Source organism: Microbulbifer mangrovi (assembly GCF_002009015.1).
Lineage (GTDB): Bacteria > Pseudomonadota > Gammaproteobacteria > Pseudomonadales > Cellvibrionaceae > Microbulbifer > Microbulbifer mangrovi.
In genome coordinates, this window is the sequence record NZ_LZDE01000273.1 from 1 (window position 1) to 20,916 (window position 20,916).

Genomic DNA, 20,916 nt, shown 5'->3' on the forward strand with positions numbered 1-20,916 from the left:
CCGCACCATGGTGCGGGTTTTTTTGTGCCTGGGGGTTTGTGAATCAGAATTTCACATTGCGCGGTGTACGCGGGAAGGGGATGACATCGCGGATGTTGCCCATACCGGTTACGTAAGACACGATGCGGTCAAAACCGAGGCCGAAACCACCGTGGGGTACGGTGCCGTAGCGGCGCAGGTCACGGTACCAGTCGAGGTGCTCTTTCGGGATATCCATTTCATCCATGCGCGCATCCAGCTTGTCCAGACGCTCTTCACGCTGGGAGCCACCAATGATTTCGCCAATACCCGGTGCGAGTACATCCATCGCCGCCACGGTTTTGCCGTCGTCGTTCATGCGCATGTAGAACGCTTTGATGTCTTTCGGGTAGTTGAGCACGATGACGGGCTTCTTGAAGTGCTTCTCCGCCAGGTAGCGTTCGTGCTCCGAGGCCAGGTCGATACCCCAGGATACCGGGAACTCGAACTTTTCTTTGCAGTTTTCCAGGATCTCGATGGCGTCGCAGTAATTGATGCGGGCAAAATCGTTATCGATAATATTTTCCAGGCGGCTGATCGCTTCCTTGTCGATGCGCTGGGCGAAGAAGGCCATATCGTCCGGGCGCTCTTCCAGCACCGCGCGGAATACATATTTCAGCATTTCTTCCGCAAGGTTGGCGCAGTCTGCCAGGTCGGCGAAGGCGATCTCCGGTTCCACCATCCAGAACTCCGCCAGGTGACGGGTGGTATTGGAGTTTTCAGCGCGGAAAGTCGGGCCGAAGGTATACACCTTGGACAGCGCCAGACAGTAGCTTTCCACGTTCAGCTGACCGGATACGGTGAGGAAGGTCTCTTCACCGAAGAAGTCCTCGGAGTAGTCCACTTCGCCCTTGTCGGTCATAGGGAGGTTGGACTGGTCCAGTGTGCTGACGCGGAACATTTCACCGGCACCTTCACAGTCGGATGCAGTGATGATCGGGGTGTGCACGTAGTTGAAGCCGCGTTCGTGGAAAAAGCGGTGTACGGCCTGGGCGATGCAGTTGCGCACCCGTGCCACGGCGCCGCTCACATTGGTGCGTGGACGCAGGTGCGCGTGCTCGCGCAGGTGCTCCATGGAATGGCGTTTAGGGGACATCGGGTAGGTATCCGGGTCTTCGACCCAGCCAACCACGGTGACGCTGCTGGCGAGCAGCTCGATGGATTGTCCCTTGCCCTCGGAAGGCTTGATAGTGCCCTCGATATCCACGGCGCAGCCGGTGGTCAGTCGCAGGACTTCGGACTGGTAGTTGTTAATGGATGACTCCACCACAACCTGGATCGGATCGAAACAGCTGCCGTCGTGAACGGCGAGGAACGACAAACCCGCCTTGGAGTCACGGCGGGTGCGGATCCAGCCCTGCACTCGGGCCGTTTCGCCCTCGCGCTGACTGGATTTGAGGAGGGTATCAATGGATTCAACTTGCATGATGGTGCTCTTGTTGTTCGCGTTTGCTGGTGTCGCTTTCCGCTGGCCCGTCACGGGGCAGGTGCTTTCACGCGGCTATTTATGCTCGTCGTACGCGGCTTGTGGACGCGTTCGGCAATAAACGCCGGCATCTTGCCCCCTGATTGCGCGAAAATCCAGCCCTGCAGTGGAAACAGCTTGCGCGCAGCGGGGGAGTGACCAGCGGGTTCGCCGTCCGGTTCTGATTGTAGTTGATGGGTCACAGGCTTCGGGTGTCCCGGGGGCATCAAGGGGCTGGCTTCGCAGACGGCGTGACCCTTGGTTCGGAAAATCGCTGTCCTACACTGAAAACATCACAGTGATGGATGATGTACCCATGGTCAAAGAAGTCGGCGGCGTGCGCGGGCGCCGGGCCTGTATCCTCCTCGCGCCCAATCAGTCCCTGTCCCTGGCGGGGAATCTGTGGGTTTTCATTTCTCTGGTGGCGGTATCGCTCGGCATCAGTGTTGCCTTTGCGCTGGCGGGTGCCTGGATGGTGATTCCCTTCGCGGGGCTCGAGGTGCTGTTGCTCGCAGTGCTGTTCGGGTATGTATATCTGGAAGGCACGCGCCGCGAAGTGATCCGTATCAGTGATGATCGCGTAATGCTCGATACCAGTCGCGGCAGCCTCAAGCGCCCGGTGTACCACAGGGAGTTTGAGCGTGACAGCCTTGCGATACTCGTGCGTATGGGGTCTACGCCCGCGGAGCCAGCATCGGTTACTTTCAGTGGCCCGGAGGGCTGCCTGGAAGTAGGGGAGTTTCTGACCGATGCGGAAAAGGCGGCGCTGGTGGAAAAACTCGGCACCTGCGGATTGCGTGCGCGCAAAGAGCAAAGTTTTACGCTGCAGGACTTCTGAGGCGCACCTGACGCTGGTGCGGTTCTATTGGATATAATACGCGGGGCCCGCTGCGCAAGTTGCGGGCCCTTTTTTAATAGTTTGTTTTTTATCGCTTTGACACCAGGGGAGAGACCATGGCGCATCCTAAGATCGGCAACCTTGCACCGGTATTTACACTGAAAAACCAGAATGGTGAAAAGGTAGCGCTCAAGGACTTTCGGGATAAGAAAAACGTGGTGCTGTATTTCTATCCGAAAGCGCTGACGCCCGGCTGTACTACACAAGCCTGCGGTATCCGGGACAGCGCTGCAGAGTTTGAAAGCCGCGACACGGTGGTGCTGGGCCTGAGCCCCGATCCCGAGGCGAAGCTGCACAAGTTTATGGAGAAACACGAGCTCAACTTCGACCTGTTGGCGGATGAAGATCACAAGATTGCCGACAAGTACGGTTGCTGGGGCCTGAAGAAATTCATGGGTCGGGAGTACATGGGGCTGATCCGCACCACCTTTATTATCGATAAGGCCGGTCGTCTGCAGCACGTGATGGACAAGTTCAAGACCAAGACCCACCACGACGATGTGCTGGCCTGGATTGACGAAAACCTGGTCTGACCCGCGTTTGCCAGAGACACATGGGGAAACCGTCATTATTAGACGGTCCGTGTGACAGGAAAGTCCCCTGAGGAACGACTGGATTTATGGCGGCAGTATCTTTTTGTGCGGCAATTAAAAAAAATTTACTGTCGTCCCTTGCATTCTCCCCAGATGGTCTATACTGGCTTGTGTAAAGGAGCGCCGCTCAACCGTCTGGCCCAGAGCGATTGGGTGTGGTGCGAGGAAGTTGTACAAAAAAGAAACACTCTGGGTAGGCTTCGATGCCTGTTTTCAGGTGCGCCCCGCACCCAGGTAGTAGTCAGCGGTCGCATAAAGCGGCAAAATAGCTGGCAGTGGTAAATAGGGACTCGCAGGAAGCGGGCGTAGAACAATAACCGCGGCTCAAGGAACCCATCAAGGAGCAGCTCAATGAACCATATTCAGCCAGACCAAGCTTCGCTCTCAGAAGACAAACCCCTGCAGCAGGCAAGACTGTCCGGAGATCCGAACATTCTTGACCAGTTGCTGGCGCCGCCGGAGGCAACCAGCTTCGGTATCGCCGCTCGAGTCATCGACGTGCTGGAACAACGGATTGGAAAGGCATCTCTGGCCATTCGACCGGTGGCATCTGACCTCAGTATGTCCACCCGCACCTTGCAGCGTCGTCTGCAGGAGCACAATCTCAGTTTTGCCTCTCTGCGCGATCACGTTCGTTTCCGCCACGCAGTGCATTTCCTCAAGGATACTGCGCTGAGTGTCGATGGCATTTCCCGTATTCTGGATTTTTCCGACCGGACCAGTTTCACCAGCGCCTTCAAGCGTTGGACAGGAATGTCTCCTACAGGATATCGCAGACAGGTACGCCAGCGTTTCTAGCGTTCCGGATATTAACCTCGCATCACGTAGTCCAGGGCCCCGGTAAACACCGGTGCTCTGGATTGCCTCATTTTGTCAAAGCCGTTAGAGTTGGCCCCAGATTTTTCGACTGACTCTATCGAGGTTTAGACCATGGATTTCTTTATTCCTGCTGCAATGGCACAAGAGGCAGCTCCGGCTCCTCAGGGCAACCCACTGATTACCCTGTTGATGTTCGGCGGCCTGTTCGTGTTCATGTGGCTGTTTATTATTCGCCCACAGCGCAAGCGCCAGAAAGAGCACCAGGATCTGGTTGGCGCTCTGAAAAAGGGCGATGAAGTGGTAATGACCAGCGGTATGCTGGGACGTGTAGAAAAAGTGGATGATGATTACCTGATTCTGGAAGTGGCTGACAACATGAAGCTCAAGTTCCAGAAGGTTGCGGTGCATGCGGTGCTGCCCAAAGGCACCATCAAGAATATCTGAGCCTGGTCGGTTGCCGGTGAACATTTCTTTGGCGGCCACCAATAACAGATAAAGAAACCCGGTATATACCGGGTTTTTTTATGCCTCATATTTTTTATCCTGCTAATGTAGTTACCCGATGCCGTCTCAGGAATAGGGAGGGGAGAGAGTGAACATCGAATATCCGGCGCGAGAGCGCCTGGCCAACCTGCCGACACCGCTGCAGCCACTTAAAAGGATCAGTGAGAATTTCTCGGCGCCTTACGGCGGCCCGAAAATCTGGATTAAGCGGGACGACCTCACCGAGAGTGCCATGTCGGGCAACAAGCTGCGCAAGCTTGAGTTCATCATTGCCGAGGCCCAGGCCAGAGGCTGCAATACACTGATTACCTGTGGCGGAGAGCAGTCCAATCACTGCCGCGCAACTGCCTTGGCTGCCGCCAAGTGTGGGCTCAAGGCGCATTTGATTTTGCGCCAGGGTGCAGACGCGCACGATGACGACGCGGTACCGGATGGCAATCTGCTGGTGGATTATCTCGCTGGCGCGGAGGTATCCCGGTATCCCTTGCGGGAATACCTGGAGGATTTACCGGGCCTGTTCGAGTATTGGGCGCAGGAGTACGAGAAGCAGGGAGATCGGGCGCTGTGTATTCCCACCGGCGGTAGTGATGGTCTCGGTATCTGGGGTTACATCCTGGGCGCTGAGGAACTGCTGGAAGATTGTCGGCGTGAAGGGTTCACGCCCGATCGGCTGATTTGTGCCAGTGGTAGCGGCGGTACCCAGGCAGGATTAACGCTGGGGGCGCAATTGTTTGAACCGGGTGTGCAGGTGACCGGCTATGCGGTCTGTGATGATGCCGCTTATTTTGTAAACAAAGTAAGCGAAGATGCGGAAGACTGGGCGCGGCGCTATCGGCAATCACACCGGCTGGATCCGGCCAGGATCGACGTGATCGATGACTACATTGGGCCTGGTTACGCCATTGCGACAGAGGAAATTTACCAGACCATTGCGCTGGCCGCGCAGCTGGAAGGGATTTTGCTGGACCCGGTGTACACCGGAAAAGCGTTTCACGGCATGCTGCAGGATATAAAAGCTGGACGCTACACGGACTGTGAAAATCTGGTGTTCGTCCATACCGGTGGGCAGTTTGGGGTTTTCCCGCAGCGCACAGGTTTCCGCAGTAGCTGGGCAAGTGCAGAGAAGGGCTGTTAGATCTCTACGGTAATCTGGACGCGCGGGAGAGGAAAATGTTTCTGTTCCGCCGGTCTGCACAGGAAGTGAGCGAAAAGATTTGCGACAGAATTGCCTGTTTTAGCAAAAAAATTAGAGAATTGTTTAAATCTTGGCAGAAATAAGGACTATGCTGCTGATGATTGGCGGATTACTGTTCTCTCCAGAATGAAGCTGCTAATCTGCCGTGCGCTGAATTACCCGGAACTTTTCTCTGTGCTACCAGCGAGGAAGGGTAATTCAGATTTGTCGGCGTTGCCCGGTTGTTGTTGTGCCCGAGCGCGGTGATATTGCAGGCAGGCTGGTGGAAAATTAATCAAAAATATAATGTTGTGGGGGTTGGTTTGGAATCATTCAATCAATTGTTGTTAACGCTGGACGGTTTTCTGGGGTCCGCGTTTTGGTTCCCTTATGTACTGTTGGCGGTAGGCTTTTTCTTCACCCTGTATCTGGGGTTTCCGCAAATCCGCTACTTTGGCCACGCGATCAAGATTGTTCGTGGTAAGTACGACAAGCCCGGTGATCCCGGTGATACTTCTCACTTCCAGGCGCTGTCTACTGCGCTGTCGGGTACCGTAGGTACTGGTAATATCGGCGGTGTTGGTCTCGCCATCTTCCTCGGTGGCCCGGCCGCACTGTTCTGGATGTGGGTGACCGCATTTCTGGGGATGACAACCAAGTTTGTTGAAGTCACCCTGTCCCACAAGTACCGTATTAAAGCTGCCGATGGTTATTATGCGGGTGGCCCCATGTTCTACATGGAGCGCCGCCTGAACATGAAGTGGCTTGCGGTGATCTTCGCGATTGCGACTGTGATCAGTTCCTTCGGCACCGGCAGTCTTCCTCAGGTGAACAATATTGCCCAGGCCATGTACGACACCTTTGGCCTCAGCAAGATGGTAACCGGCGGGGTACTGGCAATACTGCTGGGCATGGTGATCATCGGCGGTATCACCCGTATCGCCAAGGTAACTTCCACCATCGTTCCGGTTATGGCGGCGCTGTACATCATCGGTGCACTGGCGGTCATCATCTATAACTACCAGAACATCATCCCGTCTTTTGCCGCGGTCTTCTCTGGCGCATTCAACGGCAGTGCGGCCATGGGTGGATTCCTCGGTGCCAGCTTTGCCTACGCCTTTAACCGGGGTGTAAACCGCGGGCTTTTCTCAAACGAAGCGGGGCAAGGCTCTGCGCCGATTGCGCACGCCGCGGCCCGTGCGGATGAGCCCGTATCCGAGGGTATGGTTTCCCTGCTTGAACCATTTATCGACACCCTGATCATCTGTACCCTGACGGGCCTGGTGATCCTGTCTTCCGGCGTGTGGACCGAGAAACATATGAACCGGTTTGAGCGCGCGGATATGCGGGTGGTTGCTGGTGCTTATACCGATAAGGACGAAGCCCATGTACATCAGCTTTTCGGTTTCCTGAGTGGCCAGGACAGCGATGTGCGTCCGTATACCGGGACCATTGTGGTTGCCGACGGCCAGGCCCTGAATAAAAACGAATTCACTGTGATCAACTCCCGCTCTGTTGCGGAAGGTGTCGAATTCCGGGTAGGGGACGACAACTTCTCGGGCGTGCTCAATGTGAATGACGGCCGCCTGGTGAACATGAATGTGGATGTTTGGGGTAACTCCCTGTTGCATTCTGTCGCACTGACCAACCGCGCATTCCAGAAAGGGTTCTTCGGGGAATACGGCAGTTACATCGTGACCTTGGGGATCCTGTTGTTTGCCTTCTCTACTGCGATTGCCTGGTCCTACTACGGTGATCGCTCCATGATCTACCTGTTCGGGCCCAAGGCGGTGATGCCTTATCGCCTCGTGTATGTTGTGGCATTTTTCTGGGCCGCGATCGAGGACACCACGGTGATCTGGAACCTGTCCGCGGTGGCCATCGTGTTAATGACGCTGCCAAACCTGTTCGGTATCTCCGTGCTTGCACGGGAGATGAAGGATACGGTCAAGGATTACTGGAAGGACCCGAGTCACAAGTAATCTTGTTTAACTGGCGAGTAACCCGGGCCAAAAAGCCCGGGAATACGCCCATAAAAAAACCCGGCGATTGCCGGGTTTTTTTATAGTGGGCTAGATGTCAGACGTTGAGCAGCAGGTATTCCCGCTCCCAGGAGCTGATCACCCGATTGAACTCTTCGTACTCGTCCCGCTTGATGGCCGCCCACGCGCGGACAAACGTATCGCCGAACATTTCCACCGCTTCGGGGCATTCCGCTAGCAGGCTCAGCGCGTGTTCCTGGGTACGCGGCAGGGTAATGGGCTCTGAAGAGCAGTCGCCAGTGTAGGGTTCACTGGGTGTGACTTTGTTCATCATGCCCAGGTAGCCGCAGGCCAGGGACGTGGCGATGGCTAGATACGGGTTACAGTCCGCGCCCGGGAAACGGTTTTCAAGACGCTTCGCCTGGGGGGAGCTGTCTGGTACGCGTAACCCGGTAGTGCGGTTGTCATAGCCCCAGTGCAGACTGGTTGGCGCCGCCATTTCCGGGGTGAATCGACGGTAAGAATTCACGTTCGGGGCAAAGAAGGTGATGAAGCCGGGAGTGTACTTCTGCATTCCACCGATAAAGTGGCGGAAGCGTTCGTTTTCGACACCGTCGTCATCCACGAAAATATTCTTGCCGGTCTTCGCGTCGACGATGCTCTGGTGCAGGTGCAACGCACTACCCGGCTCATCTTCCATCGGTTTGGCCATGAAAGTGGCGTAAATGCCGTGGCGCAGAGCGGTCTCGCGTACCGTGCGTTTGAAAGTGAAAACCTGATCCGCAAGTTTCAGCGGATCACCGTGCAGGAAGTTGATTTCCATCTGTGCGGTGCCGGACTCGTGAATCAGGGTATCTACATCCAGGCCCTGCGCTTCACAGAAGTCGTACATGTCCTCGATGATGGCCTCGTACTCGTTGGCCGCATCGATGCTGTAGGACTGACGGGTCTTTTCCGTGCGTCCGGAGCGTCCCACCGGAGCGGACAGTTTTTCGTCCGGATCGAGGTTGCGTTTTACCAGATAGAATTCAACTTCTGGTGCAACCACTGGCTGCCAACCTTGCTCGGCATATTTGTCCAGCACGAACTTCAGGATATTGCGGGTGCTGATAGGGTGGGGCTGGCCGTCCCGGGTATAGCAGTCGTGGATAATCTGCGCCGTGGGCTCATTGGCCCAGGGATTCAGGCGGATGGAGTCCGGGTCAGGCACAAGGAGCATGTCGGTGTCCGCCGGGTCGACCAGTTCGTTGTGCTCATCAACGTAGTCGCCGGTGACGGTCTGCACCAGAATACTTTCCGGCAGGCGGCTGTCTTCGGTGAGGAATTTATCGGTGGGGGTAAATTTGCCCCGCGCATTTCCGGACATGTCCGGTACCAGGCACTCGACCTCGGAAATGGAGTGTTCTGCGAGCCACTGGGTAATCTTATCCATGGTACACCTTGTTGATTAAAGGCCTTTATCCCCAAAATCGGGGTTCATGTGGGCCCGCTTACAGGCCCAAGTATATAACCCACCTTCGCCACTCAAACTGGCAGTGAAGGGTGGGAACGTGTCGTGGACCAGAGGGTCTTTCGGCACGTGGGCTTTGATTATGGCAAAAAACCGAATTATCATTCAAGAAATATTGAATAATGCTTCGGTTTTTATGTTTTCGTTTTTCAGGCCCCCGGTGGGCCATCGGGAACGCCGTTGCCCATTTGTTTGTATCGGAGATTTTTCATGGCTGTGAACGGAACAGTAACCAAGTTACTTGGCCATACCGACTCATATTATGCTGCTAGCGCCAATCCGACGCCCACATATGGTGCGCTCGAAGGTGAGGTCGAGGCGGACGTGTGCGTTATTGGTGCAGGCTACACCGGCTTGTCCTCTGCGCTGCACCTCGCTGAGCAGGGCTACAAAGTAGTGGTGCTGGAAGCAGAGCGGGTCGGTTGGGGGGCATCCGGGCGCAACGGGGGGCATGTGGGCGTGGGGCAGCGCAAGGGCCAGGAAGACCTGGAAAAGATGCTCGGCCTGGAAACTGCCAGATCCCTGTGGGATATGGGGCTTGAGGCGGTGCAGCTGGTAGAAAGCCTGATCCACAAGCACGACATCCAGTGCGATCTCAAGCGGGGCATCATGCATCTGGCGGCCAAGCCCAGTCACGATGCGGGTTTGAAAGAAGAAGTCGAGCTGCTGAATGAACGCTATGGCTACGACCAGATTCGCTATGCCGACAAAGAGGAGGTCCGCTCCCTGGTTGGCTCCGAACGCTACTCCGGCGGACAAATCGATTCGGGATCGCTACACCTCCATCCACTCAATTTTGCGCTGGGTCTCGCGGCTGCCGCTGCCAAGGCCGGCGTGCAGTTTTATGAGTACAGCCGTGTCACCAGCTATACCGGCGGCAGCCCTTGCGTTGTAAACACCGCGAAGGGGCGTGTGCGTGCGGGCAATGTGTTGCTGGCCTGCAATGGCTACCTGGGTAACCTGGAGCCGCGAATGGCCGGTCGGATCATGCCGATCAACAATTTTGTGTTGGCAACGGAGCCGCTGCCCGAGGATCTGGCACGGGAATTGATAGCGAACGATTACGCGCTTCAAGACACGCTGTTTGTGATCAACTATTGGAAACTCTCCGGTGACAACCGGTTGGTTTTCGGCGGGGGGGAGAATTATACCTCCCGTTTCCCTCAGGATATTCGCGCTTTCGTGCGCAAATACATGCTGGAAGTTTACCCGCAGCTCGCCGATACCCGCATCGACTACGGATGGGGGGGGACGCTGGCGATCACCCTCAACAGGATGCCGAGCATCGGCCGCCTGGAACCCAATGTGTACTACAGCCAGGGCTACTCCGGGCACGGGGTTCCGACCGCCACCTTCGCCGGGAAAATCATCTCGGAAGTGATTGCCGGTACCGAGGAAAGGTTTGATATATTGTCGCGCATTCCGACGCGTAGCTTCCCGGGGGGAACACTGCTGCGTTGGCCAGGGCTGGTAGCGGGAATGCTCTATTACAGCTTGAAGGATAAGCTGGGCCGTTGAATTGAAAGTTGAATGATTGTTCGGTTTGTGGGATAACAGACCGGTCGCTTCAGTCGCTGGGTCCGTCCTGAGTGGTAATGAATGGGCAGGCTCCCGATAAAAATAACCCGTGGGGAGTAACGATGACGCTATCAAATCAGCCATTTGTGGCCAGAAAAAATGTACTGGCTTCGACTATTGGTGCAGCAGTATTGACCGTCAGTGGCGGTGCGATTGCCGCGCCTGAAATTGAAGAGGTGACCGTCACCGCGCAAATGCGCGCTGAGTCGCTCAAAGACGTACCGATGTCCGTCAGTGCATTCACTGGCGACACCATCAAGAATTCCAATCTGTCGGACTTCAAGGACCTGTTTGCCCTGACTCCGGGCATTTCCGGTGAAACCACCGACTCCTACTTCGACTCCGTATCGGTACGCGGTGTGAACAACAACAGCTTTGGTTCCGGCAGTGATCCGGCGCTGGGTATCTTCCTCGACGGGGTATACCAGAGCCGCACCGGTGCCACGCCGAGCATGTTTGACCTGGATCGCGTAGAAGTCGTGAAAGGTCCGCAGGGTACCCTGTTCGGTCGAAACACTGCCTCCGGCGCCATCTCCATGACCACCCGCAAGCCCGGTGAAGTGTTTGGCGGCGAGATGTCCGTGAACGCGGGGCAGTACGGTCGCCTGGACTTTGAAGGCGCGGTAGATATGCCGGTCAGTGAAGATTTCGCCCTGCGTATTGCCGGTATGCACCAGGAGCAGGACGGCCACGTCAAGAATCTCGCCGGTGGCCGCGACCTCGGCGCCAGCGAAGCGGATGCGATGCGTGTTACCGCTGTCTACGAAGGCATAGAAGACACCACCGTTACCCTGATGGCGCAGTACGAAGACCGTTTTAGCGACGGCACCATCTACCGCGCGCTGGGCACCGAGGGTGACTACGATGAGGTCTACAACGACCAGCAGGGTATTGATCAGTCGGAAATTGGCGACATGGTGCTGACCGTTGAGCGTCAGTTCGAAAGTGTCACCCTTAGCTCCATTACTGGCTACAAAACCCACAACTACACCTACGTTGAAGATTTCGATGGCACCGACAAGCCGATCGATACCTTCGTTCGCGACCAGTCCGGCGATTTCTTCAGTCAGGAATTCCGCCTGACTTCTGATAATGCCGGTCCCTTCAACTGGGTACTGGGTGCCAGCTATTACCAGGAGGACCTGGATGCTTACTTCGCTGGTGTCGACGCCGAGGACTACATCTGTGCCGGCGCCATGGAAGTGGACTACGAGTTGGATGTCGATTCTTCCATGACCTGTGCCGAGCTGGCACTGGCCTATCCGGATGATATGGACGATGCGTTCTGGACCGGTGGCGATCCCTGGGAATACGCACCTACAGCGGGCATGGATATTCCCGGTGGTGTAATGATCGGCGATGGTATGTCCGTCGAAGAATCCTTCACCAGTGGCGAGTACAGCGGCTGGGGCGTGTTCGCGAACACCACTTTCGACCTGAGCGAGAAGACCAGTCTGGGCTTGGGTATCCGTTACACCGAAGACCACAAGAAATACACCGTGGATTCTCCGTGGCCGGACACCTGGACCGGTGGCTGGAACTACCAGCTGATGTTCACCGATGGCCCGATCACCGGTGAAAATACCTGGAGCAACGTATCCGGTCGCGCGACCCTGAACCACGACTTCTCCGATGCGGTAACTGCATACGCGAGCGTCGCCACGGGCTACAAGTCCGGTGGTTTCGACTACCTCTCTTACCGCGTGACTGATCCCGCGTTCGCGGAAGACGAAGATACCTGGCTGGAAGATTACGAGTGGACCGTCGACAGCAGCAACGGTGAGCCGAACCAGTTCGACGAGGAGCAGGTGCTGTCTTACGAACTGGGTGTGAAGGCGCGCTTGTTGGACAACCGTCTGCACCTGAACGCCGCTGCGTTCCAGTACAGCTACGACGACTTGCAGCAGGCATTCTTCATTGGCGCCGCCGCGGTTACCCGCAATGTGGGTGAAAGTGAAGGCCAGGGCCTGGAAGTGGACGCCCGTTGGTTGATCACCGACAACCTCGACCTGTATATGGGGATGGCCTGGCTGAACACCGAATTCTCTGGTGCGCCGGAAGAGCTGTGCGAAGGTTGTGATGGCAACGAGATGGCGTTCTCGCCGGCGTTTTCTTCTGCCACCATCTTGACCTACACCACCGATGTAGGTTTCGGTTCCCTGGCGCTGTCCGGTGAATATACTTACACCGGTGAGCAGTTCTCCGATCTGGATAACACCGAAGAGGTGAAGCTCGACAGCCGTGGTGTCGTGAACCTGCGGGCTTCCATCACCGCGCCGAGTGAAAGCTGGACTGCTGGTGTCTACGTGGAAAACCTGACCGGGGAGGAGTTCTACCACTGGGGCTACGCCGAAGCGGACTACAACCTGCCGGCTACCCAGACTGACCCGTCGCGCGGTCGCGTAGCGGGTGTCAGCCTCGACTACCGCTTCTGATTCACGCTCGTTGAATCATTGAAGTCTGCCCTTCACCGGGTAAACTCGGAAAAAGCCGGCTCCCAGAGTCGGCTTTTTTTGTTAATGAGTGGGCGGCGCATTTGTGATAAAAATGGCACTTCAGTGAAAAGGATTACGAAGTGTCGACTGCAGAACAGAATCGCCGTAAAAATCAGTTGTCGCCGCGTCGGGAGCCGGTCCAGGCCCGCGCCCGGGAAAGGGCCCGCCAGATACTGGATACCACCGGCCGACTGCTGGAGCAGGTGGGGCTCAACGACCTCACCACCATTCTGATTGCCAAGGAACTGGGTGTCTCGGTAGGTTCTGTATATCACTATTTCCCCAACAAGCACGCCATCCTTTACGCAATGGGTGAGCAGTGGCTGGCGAGCCTGACCGAGCGCCTCGACGAGCTTGCCGCGAGTGAGCTGGAGCAGTTGAGCCTCAAGGAATTTCTCGACGACCTGCTGGAAAGGTGGGTGTCGGTTTACCGTGAGCAGCGCGGTCTGCTGCCGCTGGTGCAGGCCATGTGGGGGATCCCCGAACTGCATGAGCTGGACGAACGCCACGATGAGCTGGTAATCAGCCATCTGATGGATATGTTCCGGCGCCTTGGCTTTACCTGTCCGGTCAATGAAACCAATCGCCTGGCGCGCGCCACCCTGGAAACGTGTCACGCCATGATGCTGGTGATTGTCAATCAGCAAGGCGTGCGCTCTGATCGGACCCGCGCGGACCTGTTGAATATGTTGATGGTGTTGCTCGAGCCACACCGCAACGATGAAAAACCCTCCGGCCTCGACGATATCGAGGGCCCCTGATTTTCTGAATACTCATGAGTAGCAATCCGCAAGTCACTGCTTCGGGCAGCAACAAGCTTATTATCGCGATTTCCTCGCGGGCACTGTTCGACCTGCGTGAGAGCCACCAGATCTACGAAGAGCAGGGGGTCGCAGCGTTTTCCGCCTATCAGGTGGAGCGGGAAAACGATGTATTACCGAAAGGTGAGGCTTTTTCGCTGGTAGAGAAGTTTCTGCAGATCAATGAGCGACTGCCCGGGGAGCCCCGGGTCGAAGTGATCCTGCTGTCCCGCAACAGTGCCGACACCGGTCTGCGGGTGTTCAACTCCATCGAACACTACGGGTTGAAAATCAGCCGTGCCGCTTTCTGCAATGGCGGCAGCCCGTATCGCTATATCGCTCCGTTTGGTTGTCATCTGTTCCTGTCGACCGATGGCAGCGATGTGCGTCGCGCATTGGAGCAGGGCGTGGCGGCAGCCACCCTGATACCCGGTGGCGCGCGCGAACGAGGCGATGAAGTGTTGCGTTTTGCGTTTGACGGGGATGCGGTACTTTTCTCCGATGAGGCAGAGCAGATCTTCAAGCGCGAAGGCCTGGCTGCGTTTACCACTGCCGAGCGTGCATCTGCCCGGCAGCCGCTACAGGGCGGCCCGTTCAAGGGTTTTCTCGAAGCCCTGCAACAGCTGCAGGCGGAATTCCGCGCGGAAACCTGTCCAATACGCACCGCGCTGGTTACCGCGCGCTCGGCCCCAGCCCACGAGCGGGTAATCCGTACCCTGCGTGCGTGGAATATCCGTATCGACGAATCCATTTTTCTCGGCGGCCTGCCCAAAGGCGAGTTTTTGCGCGCATTTGGCGCCGATGTATTTTTTGACGATCAGCCTAATCACTGTGCCTCTGCTGCTGCGCATGTAGCCACGGGGCATGTCCCGCACGGTATTGCCAACGTCGAGGAATAGGTCGGGGGGGATCACTGGTGAGAATTTTTCCGCCACAAGTCGAATCTTGCCCCTGAACTCTCCCGCGCGAAGTCACTTTTAGTAACTTTTTATCCATTTATTGAAGGTTGATATAGCCCGTAGTTGGCTCGGTGGGCTTTTGCCTGCTATTCTTTTCCAGCATAAAGTCACTAAGTTTTTATAACCGTTGGCTGGCGTAAAACTGAGCGTTGCCGGAACATGGCACGGGCTGCCAGCTGTCGACAGGGAGAGGCTATGAAGCTGCAGCAGTTGCGTTATATCTGGGAAGTGGCGCATCACGACCTCAATGTTTCAGCCACGGCCCAGAGTCTGTTTACCTCACAGCCGGGTATCAGTAAGCAGATTCGCTTGCTCGAGGATGAACTCGGTGTCGAGATTTTTGCCCGTAGTGGCAAGCACCTTACCCGGGTGACACCAGCCGGGGAGGCCATCCTGAAAACCGCCGGCGAGATTATGCGCAAGGTGGAAAACATCAAGCAGGTGGCGCAGGAGTTCAGCAACGACAAGCGCGGCAGTCTTGCCATTGCCACCACTCACACCCAGGCGCGTTACGCGCTGCCTCCAGTAATCAAAGGCTTTATCGCCCGCTATCCCGAAGTCTCGTTGCATATGCATCAGGGCACGCCGATGCAGATTTCGGAAATGGCCGCGGACGGCACCGCCGATTTTGCAATTGCTACCGAGGCGCTGGAGCTGTTCAGTGATCTGGTGATGATGCCGGTGTATCGCTGGAACCGTTGTATTTTGGTGCCCAAGGGCCACGAGCTTGCGCAGCTTCCCAAACTGACCCTGGAGGATGTAGCCAAGTACCCGATTGTTACCTATGTGTTTGGTTTTACTGGGCGTTCCAAGCTGGATGAGGCTTTCCTCGAGAAGGGGCTTTCGCCAAAGGTTGTCTTTACCGCGGCGGATGCGGATGTCATCAAGACTTATGTCCGCCTTGGTCTCGGTATTGGCATTGTGGCCGATATGGCGGCGGTGGAAGACGAGGATAGCGATCTTGTCGCGCTGGACGCCAGCGAACTGTTTGAAAGCAGTGTGACGAAAATCGGTTTCCGCAAAGGTATTTTCTTGCGTGGATTCATGTACGAATTTATTCAACAGTTTGCGCCGCACCTGACGCGTGAGCTGGTAGAGCAGGCCGCCCAGGCGTCATCGCGCGCTGAGGTGGATGAGCTTTTCTCACATATCGATCTGCCTGTGTATTGATTGATGGCCGAATCCTCTGGACTTTGAAATCAGGCAGTAAAAACGCAAAAGCCCGGCTGAATTGCCGGGCTTTTGCGTTCTTTGAATGCTGGTGGCGTTACTGGTTGTTCAGTACTTCTTTCACGAACTTGAAGTACACCGTATACACCTCGGGATCCTTGCCTTCTTCTTCGACCACAAAGAAGGGCGCGCGCTGGACGTTCAGGCGTTGCGCGAGTTGCATACCCGGGCTTTCCGGGTCGCGCTCATCCGCGATCAGGATTTCATCGAGAAATTTTTCCTGGTCGTTTTCCTTGAGCTTCTGCTCAACGTCGTTGCACTTGGCGCACAGGGAGCCGTCGGCGAGCACTTTTTTCACCAGAGTAATTCGCATGGGACACTGCCTTATGATTCGCAGCCCGGCGGTCAGTGCCGGGCAATATCTGGAAAGGGAATTGGCGCGAAATCTAGCAGAGTCCGGATGGCGGTGGAAATATCGAAGGGCGATAGCTTTATAACCCGAAATCGAACCACTGGGGGGGCTCAGGAAAAGCGGGCTTCCAGGGTTTCGAGTAGCAATCGTACCTTGTCCAGGCACTCGCGGTGTTCCGCCTCGGGAATGGAGTCCGCCACGATGCCACCGCCGGCAGCGCAGCTGATATTGCCATTACTCGCGGTCAGCGTACGGATGGCGATATTTGAGTCGGCGCGACCGCAGCTGCTGATGTAGCCGATACTTCCACAGTAGATGCCGCGGGGGCTGCGTTCCAGCTCGCGGATAATCTGCATGGCGCGTCGTTTCGGTGCTCCGGTAATGGAGCCGCCGGGGAAGGTGGCCGCGAGTACGTCGGCAAACTCCATCTCATCGGGTATTTGGCCGGTGATGGTGCTGACCAGATGATGTACGTTGGCAAAACTCTGCAGTTCAAACAGTGAGGGAACCCGCACACTGCCGCGCTGGCATACCTTGCCAAAGTCGTTGCGCAACAGATCCACGATCATCAGGTTCTCCGCCCGGTCCTTGCGGCTCGCACACAGTGCGCTGGCAAGCTCCTTATCCCGCATCTCGTCAGCACTGCGCGGAGCCGTGCCCTTGATGGGTTCAGTCTGCAGGAAATTGCCGTCGGCGAGTACAAAGCGCTCTGGAGACAGGCTCAGGATCGCGCCCTGTGGTATCGAGAGGTAGGCGGAAAAGGGGCCTGCGGCTACTTCCCGCAGGGCAAGGTAGGCAGTGAGCGGGCAGCCCTCGAAGTCCGCATCAAAGCGCTGGGTGAAGTTCGCCTGGTAGATATCGCCCGCGCCTATATAGGCAAGGATTTTCTCGATTTGCGCCTGGTATTCCTGTGCAGTGAACTCGTGTCGGAAGGTCGATCTCAGCGAGAACGATTCTCCGCGCGCGGGGCGCGACCAGTCGAGGCCAGTGAAGCGTGCTTTCAGGTCGCGCATCTGCACGTTGGTGCACGCGGGATGGAAGATCAGGTGGGTCGCCTGCAGCTGGTGGTCGACAATCAGCGCCCAGGTGTAGAGACCGAAGTGTCCTGCCGGTAGTGCGGTCGCGCGCGTATCGGCAGGTAGGAAATTTCCGCTGTTACCCAGTTCATAGCCCGCGTAGCCGATGGCGCCGCCACAGAACGGCAGCTGCTGATCGACATCCTGCGGCGCGAGCTCACACATCAGGTCGTCCAGCGCTCCAAAGGGCGCCGGATCTGACGGCGATAATGTGAGGGTGTTAACCGGGTCAGCGCTCAGGATGTCGAAACGTCCGCCACGTGGGCCTGATGCCCCGGAGTCGAGCCAAACCGGGTGGGGCAGGTCAGCCAGAGCCGTAAAAGCGGCCCCGGTATTGGGAGAATAGGGCAGGGAGAGTATTTGCAAAACGTCAACCAAACTTCCGGGCGGGTTCCCCGCACAGGTTCCATATCAGGCTGCCAGGCGCCGTCGGACGGGCGGCAGGCAGTGCCGGCCTTGTGGGCGGCGCTACTTTACTCCAAAACCCGCTCCTAAAGAAAATCTAGTCGATTCTGCGCTCGATTCCGGCCTGGGACATCAATCGGGTGGCGAGTTCTTCAACCGAGAGCTCGGTGGCGTCCAGGGACGGAATCTGGGCCCGGCGCAGTATCTGCTCAACCTGACGAACCTCGAATTCACACTGCTCGGGTGAGGCGTAGCGGCTATTGGCGCGGCGCTCCTGGCGAATACTCATCAGCCGACGCGGGTCGATGGTGAGGCCGAACAGCTTGTGCCGGTATGGCCGCAGGATCTTGGGCAGCGCAGTGGAATCCATATCCTCTTCGGTGATCGGGTAATTGGCAGCGCGCAACCCGAATTGGAGTGCCAGATATAGACACGTCGGCGTTTTACCGGAGCGGGATACCCCCACCAGTATGATATCGGCGCTTTCAAATTCCCGCGTGCGACGTCCGTCATCGTTGTCCATGGCGAAATGTACGGCATCGATACGAGCCGTGTAGCGCCGATTGTCGGCGATACCGTGGGATACACCTACAGTACGCGCCGGGTCTGTGCCAAACAGGTTGGCCAGCGGTGCGAGATAGCTTTCGAACACGTCAAGCATCAGGGCCGAGCTCTGGTGTAGCTGCTTGCGAATCTGGTCGGACACGATACTGGTGATGATAATCGGCTGCAGGCCTGACTCCTCGGCCGCACGCTCGATGCGCTGGAGAACCTGGTTTACACGTGCATCGGAGTCCACATAGGGCACGGTTACCTGTTCTACCTGCTGATCGCGAAATTGCGCGAGCAGGCTGTGGCCGATGCCTTCTACCGTGAGACCCGTACCATCAGAAATAAAAAACGCGGTGCGCTTTCGTGTTCCGGGGTTCGCTGGTGGATTGCTTTGTGACGATTCGTTCATAGGCTCGTTTTCTGCATTGACAGGCACATGGATGCCGCGAATGGTATCCCATTCGTCGGCAACATTGGCAGTACGATTGGCGCATAAGCACTTGGTGCGGCCATTTTTCGCGGTATTTTGACCGGACGTTTTCCGGGGCTTTAGATTCAGCGTAATTGAATGCCGCGAAGCGTGAAGTCCTGTAGAAAAATTACAACAGGAATTGGGTCTTTTTGTAGGTTTTTGCGGGGTATTATTTACAAAACCCTTCCTTATAATCTGGCGCCTGAACAGCAGTTGCAGAGGGCAGCCCATTGACCACTTACACTCTCGAATTCGCGAAGCTGGGTATGGCAGACGTCGACAAGGTCGGCGGCAAGAATGCGTCACTGGGAGAGATGATCTCCTCCCTCGCTGGCGCGGGCGTCAGCGTCCCTGGCGGTTTTGCCACCACCGCGGAAGCATTTCGTGAATTCCTGTCCAGTGCCCAGCTGGACACCCGTATCGCAGAGCGCCTGAAGAGTCTGGATGTCGAAGACGTTGCCGCTCTGGCCGCTGCCGGTGAGGAAATTCGCCAATGGCTGCTGGACACGCCTTTCCCCAGCCAGCTGGAGGCCGAAATCCGCGCTGGCTACGAGGCACTCGGCGGCGGCGAGACGGCGGTGGCAGTGCGTTCCTCTGCGACGGCAGAAGACCTCCCTGACGCTTCCTTTGCGGGCCAGCAGGAAACTTTCCTGAATATCCGCGGCATTGACGCGGTTCTGGAAGCGGTTAAAGAAGTGTTTGCTTCCCTCTACAACGACCGCGCCATCGCTTACCGGGTGCATACCGGTTATGCGGATGTAGGGGTTGCCCTGTCTGCGGGCATCCAGCATATGGTGCGTAGTGAAACCGGTGCCTCCGGGGTAATGTTTACCCTCGATACCGAGAGCGGTTTCCGCGACGTGATTTTCGTAACGGCTGCCTATGGCCTCGGTGAAACCGTGGTGCAGGGTGCGGTAAACCCGGACGAATTTTATCTCTACAAGCCCGCGCTCGAGGCGGGCCGTCCGGCCATTTTGCGCCGCAACCGCGGTAGCAAGGCAATCAAGATGGTCTATGACGAGAGTGGCGAGTGCGGCCGCTCCGTGAAGACCGTGCAGGTGGCAGAAGAAGATCGCCTGCGTTTTGCGCTAACTGATGAAGAGCTTACCGAGCTCGCCAATCAGGCGCGCAAGATCGAGGATCACTACCAGCGCCCCATGGATATCGAATGGGCCAAAGACGGCGATAGCGGCAAGCTGTTTATCGTCCAGGCGCGGCCGGAAACCGTGCGTTCCCGGGACACCGGTACCAGTATTGAGCGCTACAAGCTGCACGAGCGCAGTGACATCCTGTGCGAAGGACGCGCAATCGGCCAGCGTATTGGCGCGGGCAAGGTGCGTGTGCTCGATTCAGTTGAAGACATGGCCAAGATGCAGGACGGTGAGGTACTGGTTACCGATATGACCGACCCGGACTGGGAGCCGGTGCTGAAAAAGGCCAGTGCCATCGTTACCAATCGCGGTGGGCGTACCTGCCATGCCGCAATTATCGCCCGCGAGCTGGGCATCCCAGCGGTGGTAGGCTGCGGTGACGCTACCGAAAAGCTGTCTACCGGTACGCCCGTGACGGTTAGCTGTGCGGAAGGGGATACCGGGTTTGTGATGTCCGGTGAACTGGATTTCGAGCGCTCTCTGACCGAAGTTCAGGACATGCCAGAACTGCCGTTCAAGATCATGCTTAACGTGGGTAACCCGGATCGCGCGTTTGCGTTCAGCAACCTGCCCAACCAGGGGGTAGGTCTGGCGCGTCTGGAATTTATCCTCAACCGTATGATTGGCATTCACCCGAAGGCGTTGCTTGAGCTGGATCGCCTGCCGCTCGATCTGCAGAAGAACATCCGCAACCGCATCGGCGGTTACGAGTCACCGGAAGATTTTATCGTGGAAAAATTGGTGGAGGGGATTTCAACCCTTGCCGCTGCGTTTGCCCCGAATCGCGCCATCGTTCGTCTGTCCGACTTCAAGTCCAACGAGTATGCGCACCTGGTCGGTGGGCAGATGTATGAGCCGAGCGAAGAAAACCCGATGCTCGGTT

The 20,916-nt window shown here is 56.8% G+C and carries 17 protein-coding genes; 12 read left to right on the plus strand and 5 right to left on the minus strand.

Annotation, left to right across the window (positions count from 1 at the left end):
* Window positions 1-43: 43 nt before the first annotated feature.
* On the minus strand, window positions 44-1,444 hold the full coding sequence (gene asnS / locus B4U49_RS05865) for an asparagine--tRNA ligase (RefSeq protein WP_143735553.1): 1,401 nt from the start codon (window positions 1,442-1,444) through the stop codon (window positions 44-46).
* Window positions 1,445-1,784: 340 nt separating this feature from the next.
* Here asnS and B4U49_RS05870 point away from each other — a divergent pair, with 340 nt between their 5' ends.
* The 6 genes from B4U49_RS05870 (at window position 1,785) to B4U49_RS05895 (ending at window position 7,453) form a co-directional block, all read left to right on the plus strand.
* Window positions 1,785-2,321 carry a DUF2244 domain-containing protein gene (locus B4U49_RS05870; protein WP_078083645.1) on the plus strand — a complete coding sequence of 179 codons (537 nt, stop codon included), beginning with the start codon at window positions 1,785-1,787 and terminating at the stop codon, window positions 2,319-2,321.
* A 116-nt stretch (window positions 2,322-2,437) separates the two neighbouring features.
* On the plus strand, window positions 2,438-2,914 hold the full coding sequence (gene bcp / locus B4U49_RS05875) for a thioredoxin-dependent thiol peroxidase (RefSeq protein WP_078083646.1): 477 nt from the start codon (window positions 2,438-2,440) through the stop codon (window positions 2,912-2,914).
* Between the two features lie 411 nt (window positions 2,915-3,325).
* Window positions 3,326-3,772 (plus strand): helix-turn-helix domain-containing protein, encoded by a 447-nt coding sequence (locus B4U49_RS05880; RefSeq protein WP_043316188.1) that lies wholly within the window; start codon window positions 3,326-3,328, stop codon window positions 3,770-3,772.
* A gap of 132 nt (window positions 3,773-3,904) precedes the next feature.
* Window positions 3,905-4,237 (plus strand): preprotein translocase subunit YajC, encoded by a 333-nt coding sequence (gene yajC / locus B4U49_RS05885; RefSeq protein ID WP_078083647.1) that lies wholly within the window; start codon window positions 3,905-3,907, stop codon window positions 4,235-4,237.
* A 148-nt stretch (window positions 4,238-4,385) separates the two neighbouring features.
* The gene (locus B4U49_RS05890) at window positions 4,386-5,432 is read left to right on the plus strand and encodes a D-cysteine desulfhydrase family protein (protein WP_078083648.1); all 1,047 of its coding nucleotides are present in this window, start codon (window positions 4,386-4,388) and stop codon (window positions 5,430-5,432) included.
* A 362-nt stretch (window positions 5,433-5,794) separates the two neighbouring features.
* On the plus strand, window positions 5,795-7,453 hold the full coding sequence (locus B4U49_RS05895) for an alanine/glycine:cation symporter family protein (protein WP_078083660.1): 1,659 nt from the start codon (window positions 5,795-5,797) through the stop codon (window positions 7,451-7,453).
* A 97-nt stretch (window positions 7,454-7,550) separates the two neighbouring features.
* Here the strand turns inward: B4U49_RS05895 and B4U49_RS05900 are convergent, their stop codons facing one another.
* Window positions 7,551-8,885 carry a glutamine synthetase family protein gene (locus tag B4U49_RS05900; protein ID WP_078083649.1) on the minus strand — a complete coding sequence of 445 codons (1,335 nt, stop codon included), beginning with the start codon at window positions 8,883-8,885 and terminating at the stop codon, window positions 7,551-7,553.
* A 288-nt stretch (window positions 8,886-9,173) separates the two neighbouring features.
* Between B4U49_RS05900 and B4U49_RS05905 the strand changes: the two genes are divergently transcribed.
* The 5 genes from B4U49_RS05905 to cysB all read left to right on the plus strand — a co-directional run bounded on the left by B4U49_RS05905 (window position 9,174) and on the right by cysB (window position 15,965).
* Window positions 9,174-10,481: an NAD(P)/FAD-dependent oxidoreductase gene (locus B4U49_RS05905; protein ID WP_078083650.1), complete on the plus strand. Its 1,308-nt coding sequence runs from the start codon at window positions 9,174-9,176 to the stop codon at window positions 10,479-10,481.
* Between the two features lie 122 nt (window positions 10,482-10,603).
* Window positions 10,604-12,976 carry a TonB-dependent receptor gene (locus B4U49_RS05910; protein WP_158078563.1) on the plus strand — a complete coding sequence of 791 codons (2,373 nt, stop codon included), beginning with the start codon at window positions 10,604-10,606 and terminating at the stop codon, window positions 12,974-12,976.
* Between the two features lie 140 nt (window positions 12,977-13,116).
* Window positions 13,117-13,797 carry a TetR/AcrR family transcriptional regulator gene (locus B4U49_RS05915; protein ID WP_078083652.1) on the plus strand — a complete coding sequence of 227 codons (681 nt, stop codon included), beginning with the start codon at window positions 13,117-13,119 and terminating at the stop codon, window positions 13,795-13,797.
* 14 nt (window positions 13,798-13,811) lie between these two features.
* A complete protein-coding gene (locus B4U49_RS05920) occupies window positions 13,812-14,735 on the plus strand; it encodes a 5'-nucleotidase (RefSeq protein ID WP_078083653.1) in 924 nt (307 codons plus the stop codon).
* Between the two features lie 255 nt (window positions 14,736-14,990).
* Complete coding sequence (gene cysB / locus B4U49_RS05925; protein WP_078083654.1) at window positions 14,991-15,965, plus strand: HTH-type transcriptional regulator CysB; 975 nt, start codon at window positions 14,991-14,993, stop codon at window positions 15,963-15,965.
* A gap of 97 nt (window positions 15,966-16,062) precedes the next feature.
* Here the strand turns inward: cysB and B4U49_RS05930 are convergent, their stop codons facing one another.
* The 3 genes from B4U49_RS05930 to ppsR all read right to left on the minus strand — a co-directional run bounded on the left by B4U49_RS05930 (window position 16,063) and on the right by ppsR (window position 18,819).
* Complete coding sequence (locus B4U49_RS05930; protein WP_078083655.1) at window positions 16,063-16,338, minus strand: hypothetical protein; 276 nt, start codon at window positions 16,336-16,338, stop codon at window positions 16,063-16,065.
* 149 nt (window positions 16,339-16,487) lie between these two features.
* Window positions 16,488-17,819, minus strand: coding sequence for an aminodeoxychorismate synthase component I (gene pabB / locus B4U49_RS05935; protein ID WP_239692489.1), 1,332 nt, complete (start codon window positions 17,817-17,819; stop codon window positions 16,488-16,490).
* A gap of 136 nt (window positions 17,820-17,955) precedes the next feature.
* Entirely contained in the window at window positions 17,956-18,819 is an 864-nt protein-coding gene (ppsR, locus tag B4U49_RS05940) for a posphoenolpyruvate synthetase regulatory kinase/phosphorylase PpsR (RefSeq protein ID WP_078083657.1), read from the minus strand.
* A gap of 293 nt (window positions 18,820-19,112) precedes the next feature.
* Here ppsR and ppsA point away from each other — a divergent pair.
* A partial coding sequence (gene ppsA / locus B4U49_RS05945; RefSeq protein ID WP_078083658.1) for a phosphoenolpyruvate synthase occupies window positions 19,113-20,916 on the plus strand: 1,804 nt, incomplete at its 3' end.

Bases quoted from the DNA above. Each gene is read 5' to 3' on its own strand.
- asnS (WP_143735553.1), bottom strand. From the start codon at position 1,444: ATGCAAGTTGAATCCATTGATACCCTCCTCAAATCCAGTCAGCGCGAG.
- B4U49_RS05870 (WP_078083645.1), top strand. From the start codon at position 1,785: ATGGATGATGTACCCATGGTCAAAGAAGTCGGCGGCGTGCGCGGGCGC.
- bcp (WP_078083646.1), top strand. From the start codon at position 2,438: ATGGCGCATCCTAAGATCGGCAACCTTGCACCGGTATTTACACTGAAA.
- B4U49_RS05880 (WP_043316188.1), top strand. From the start codon at position 3,326: ATGAACCATATTCAGCCAGACCAAGCTTCGCTCTCAGAAGACAAACCC.
- yajC (WP_078083647.1), top strand. From the start codon at position 3,905: ATGGATTTCTTTATTCCTGCTGCAATGGCACAAGAGGCAGCTCCGGCT.
- B4U49_RS05900 (WP_078083649.1), bottom strand. From the start codon at position 8,885: ATGGATAAGATTACCCAGTGGCTCGCAGAACACTCCATTTCCGAGGTC.
- B4U49_RS05905 (WP_078083650.1), top strand. From the start codon at position 9,174: ATGGCTGTGAACGGAACAGTAACCAAGTTACTTGGCCATACCGACTCA.
- B4U49_RS05910 (WP_158078563.1), top strand. From the start codon at position 10,604: ATGACGCTATCAAATCAGCCATTTGTGGCCAGAAAAAATGTACTGGCT.
- B4U49_RS05920 (WP_078083653.1), top strand. From the start codon at position 13,812: ATGAGTAGCAATCCGCAAGTCACTGCTTCGGGCAGCAACAAGCTTATT.
- cysB (WP_078083654.1), top strand. From the start codon at position 14,991: ATGAAGCTGCAGCAGTTGCGTTATATCTGGGAAGTGGCGCATCACGAC.
- B4U49_RS05930 (WP_078083655.1), bottom strand. From the start codon at position 16,338: ATGCGAATTACTCTGGTGAAAAAAGTGCTCGCCGACGGCTCCCTGTGC.
- ppsR (WP_078083657.1), bottom strand. From the start codon at position 18,819: ATGAACGAATCGTCACAAAGCAATCCACCAGCGAACCCCGGAACACGA.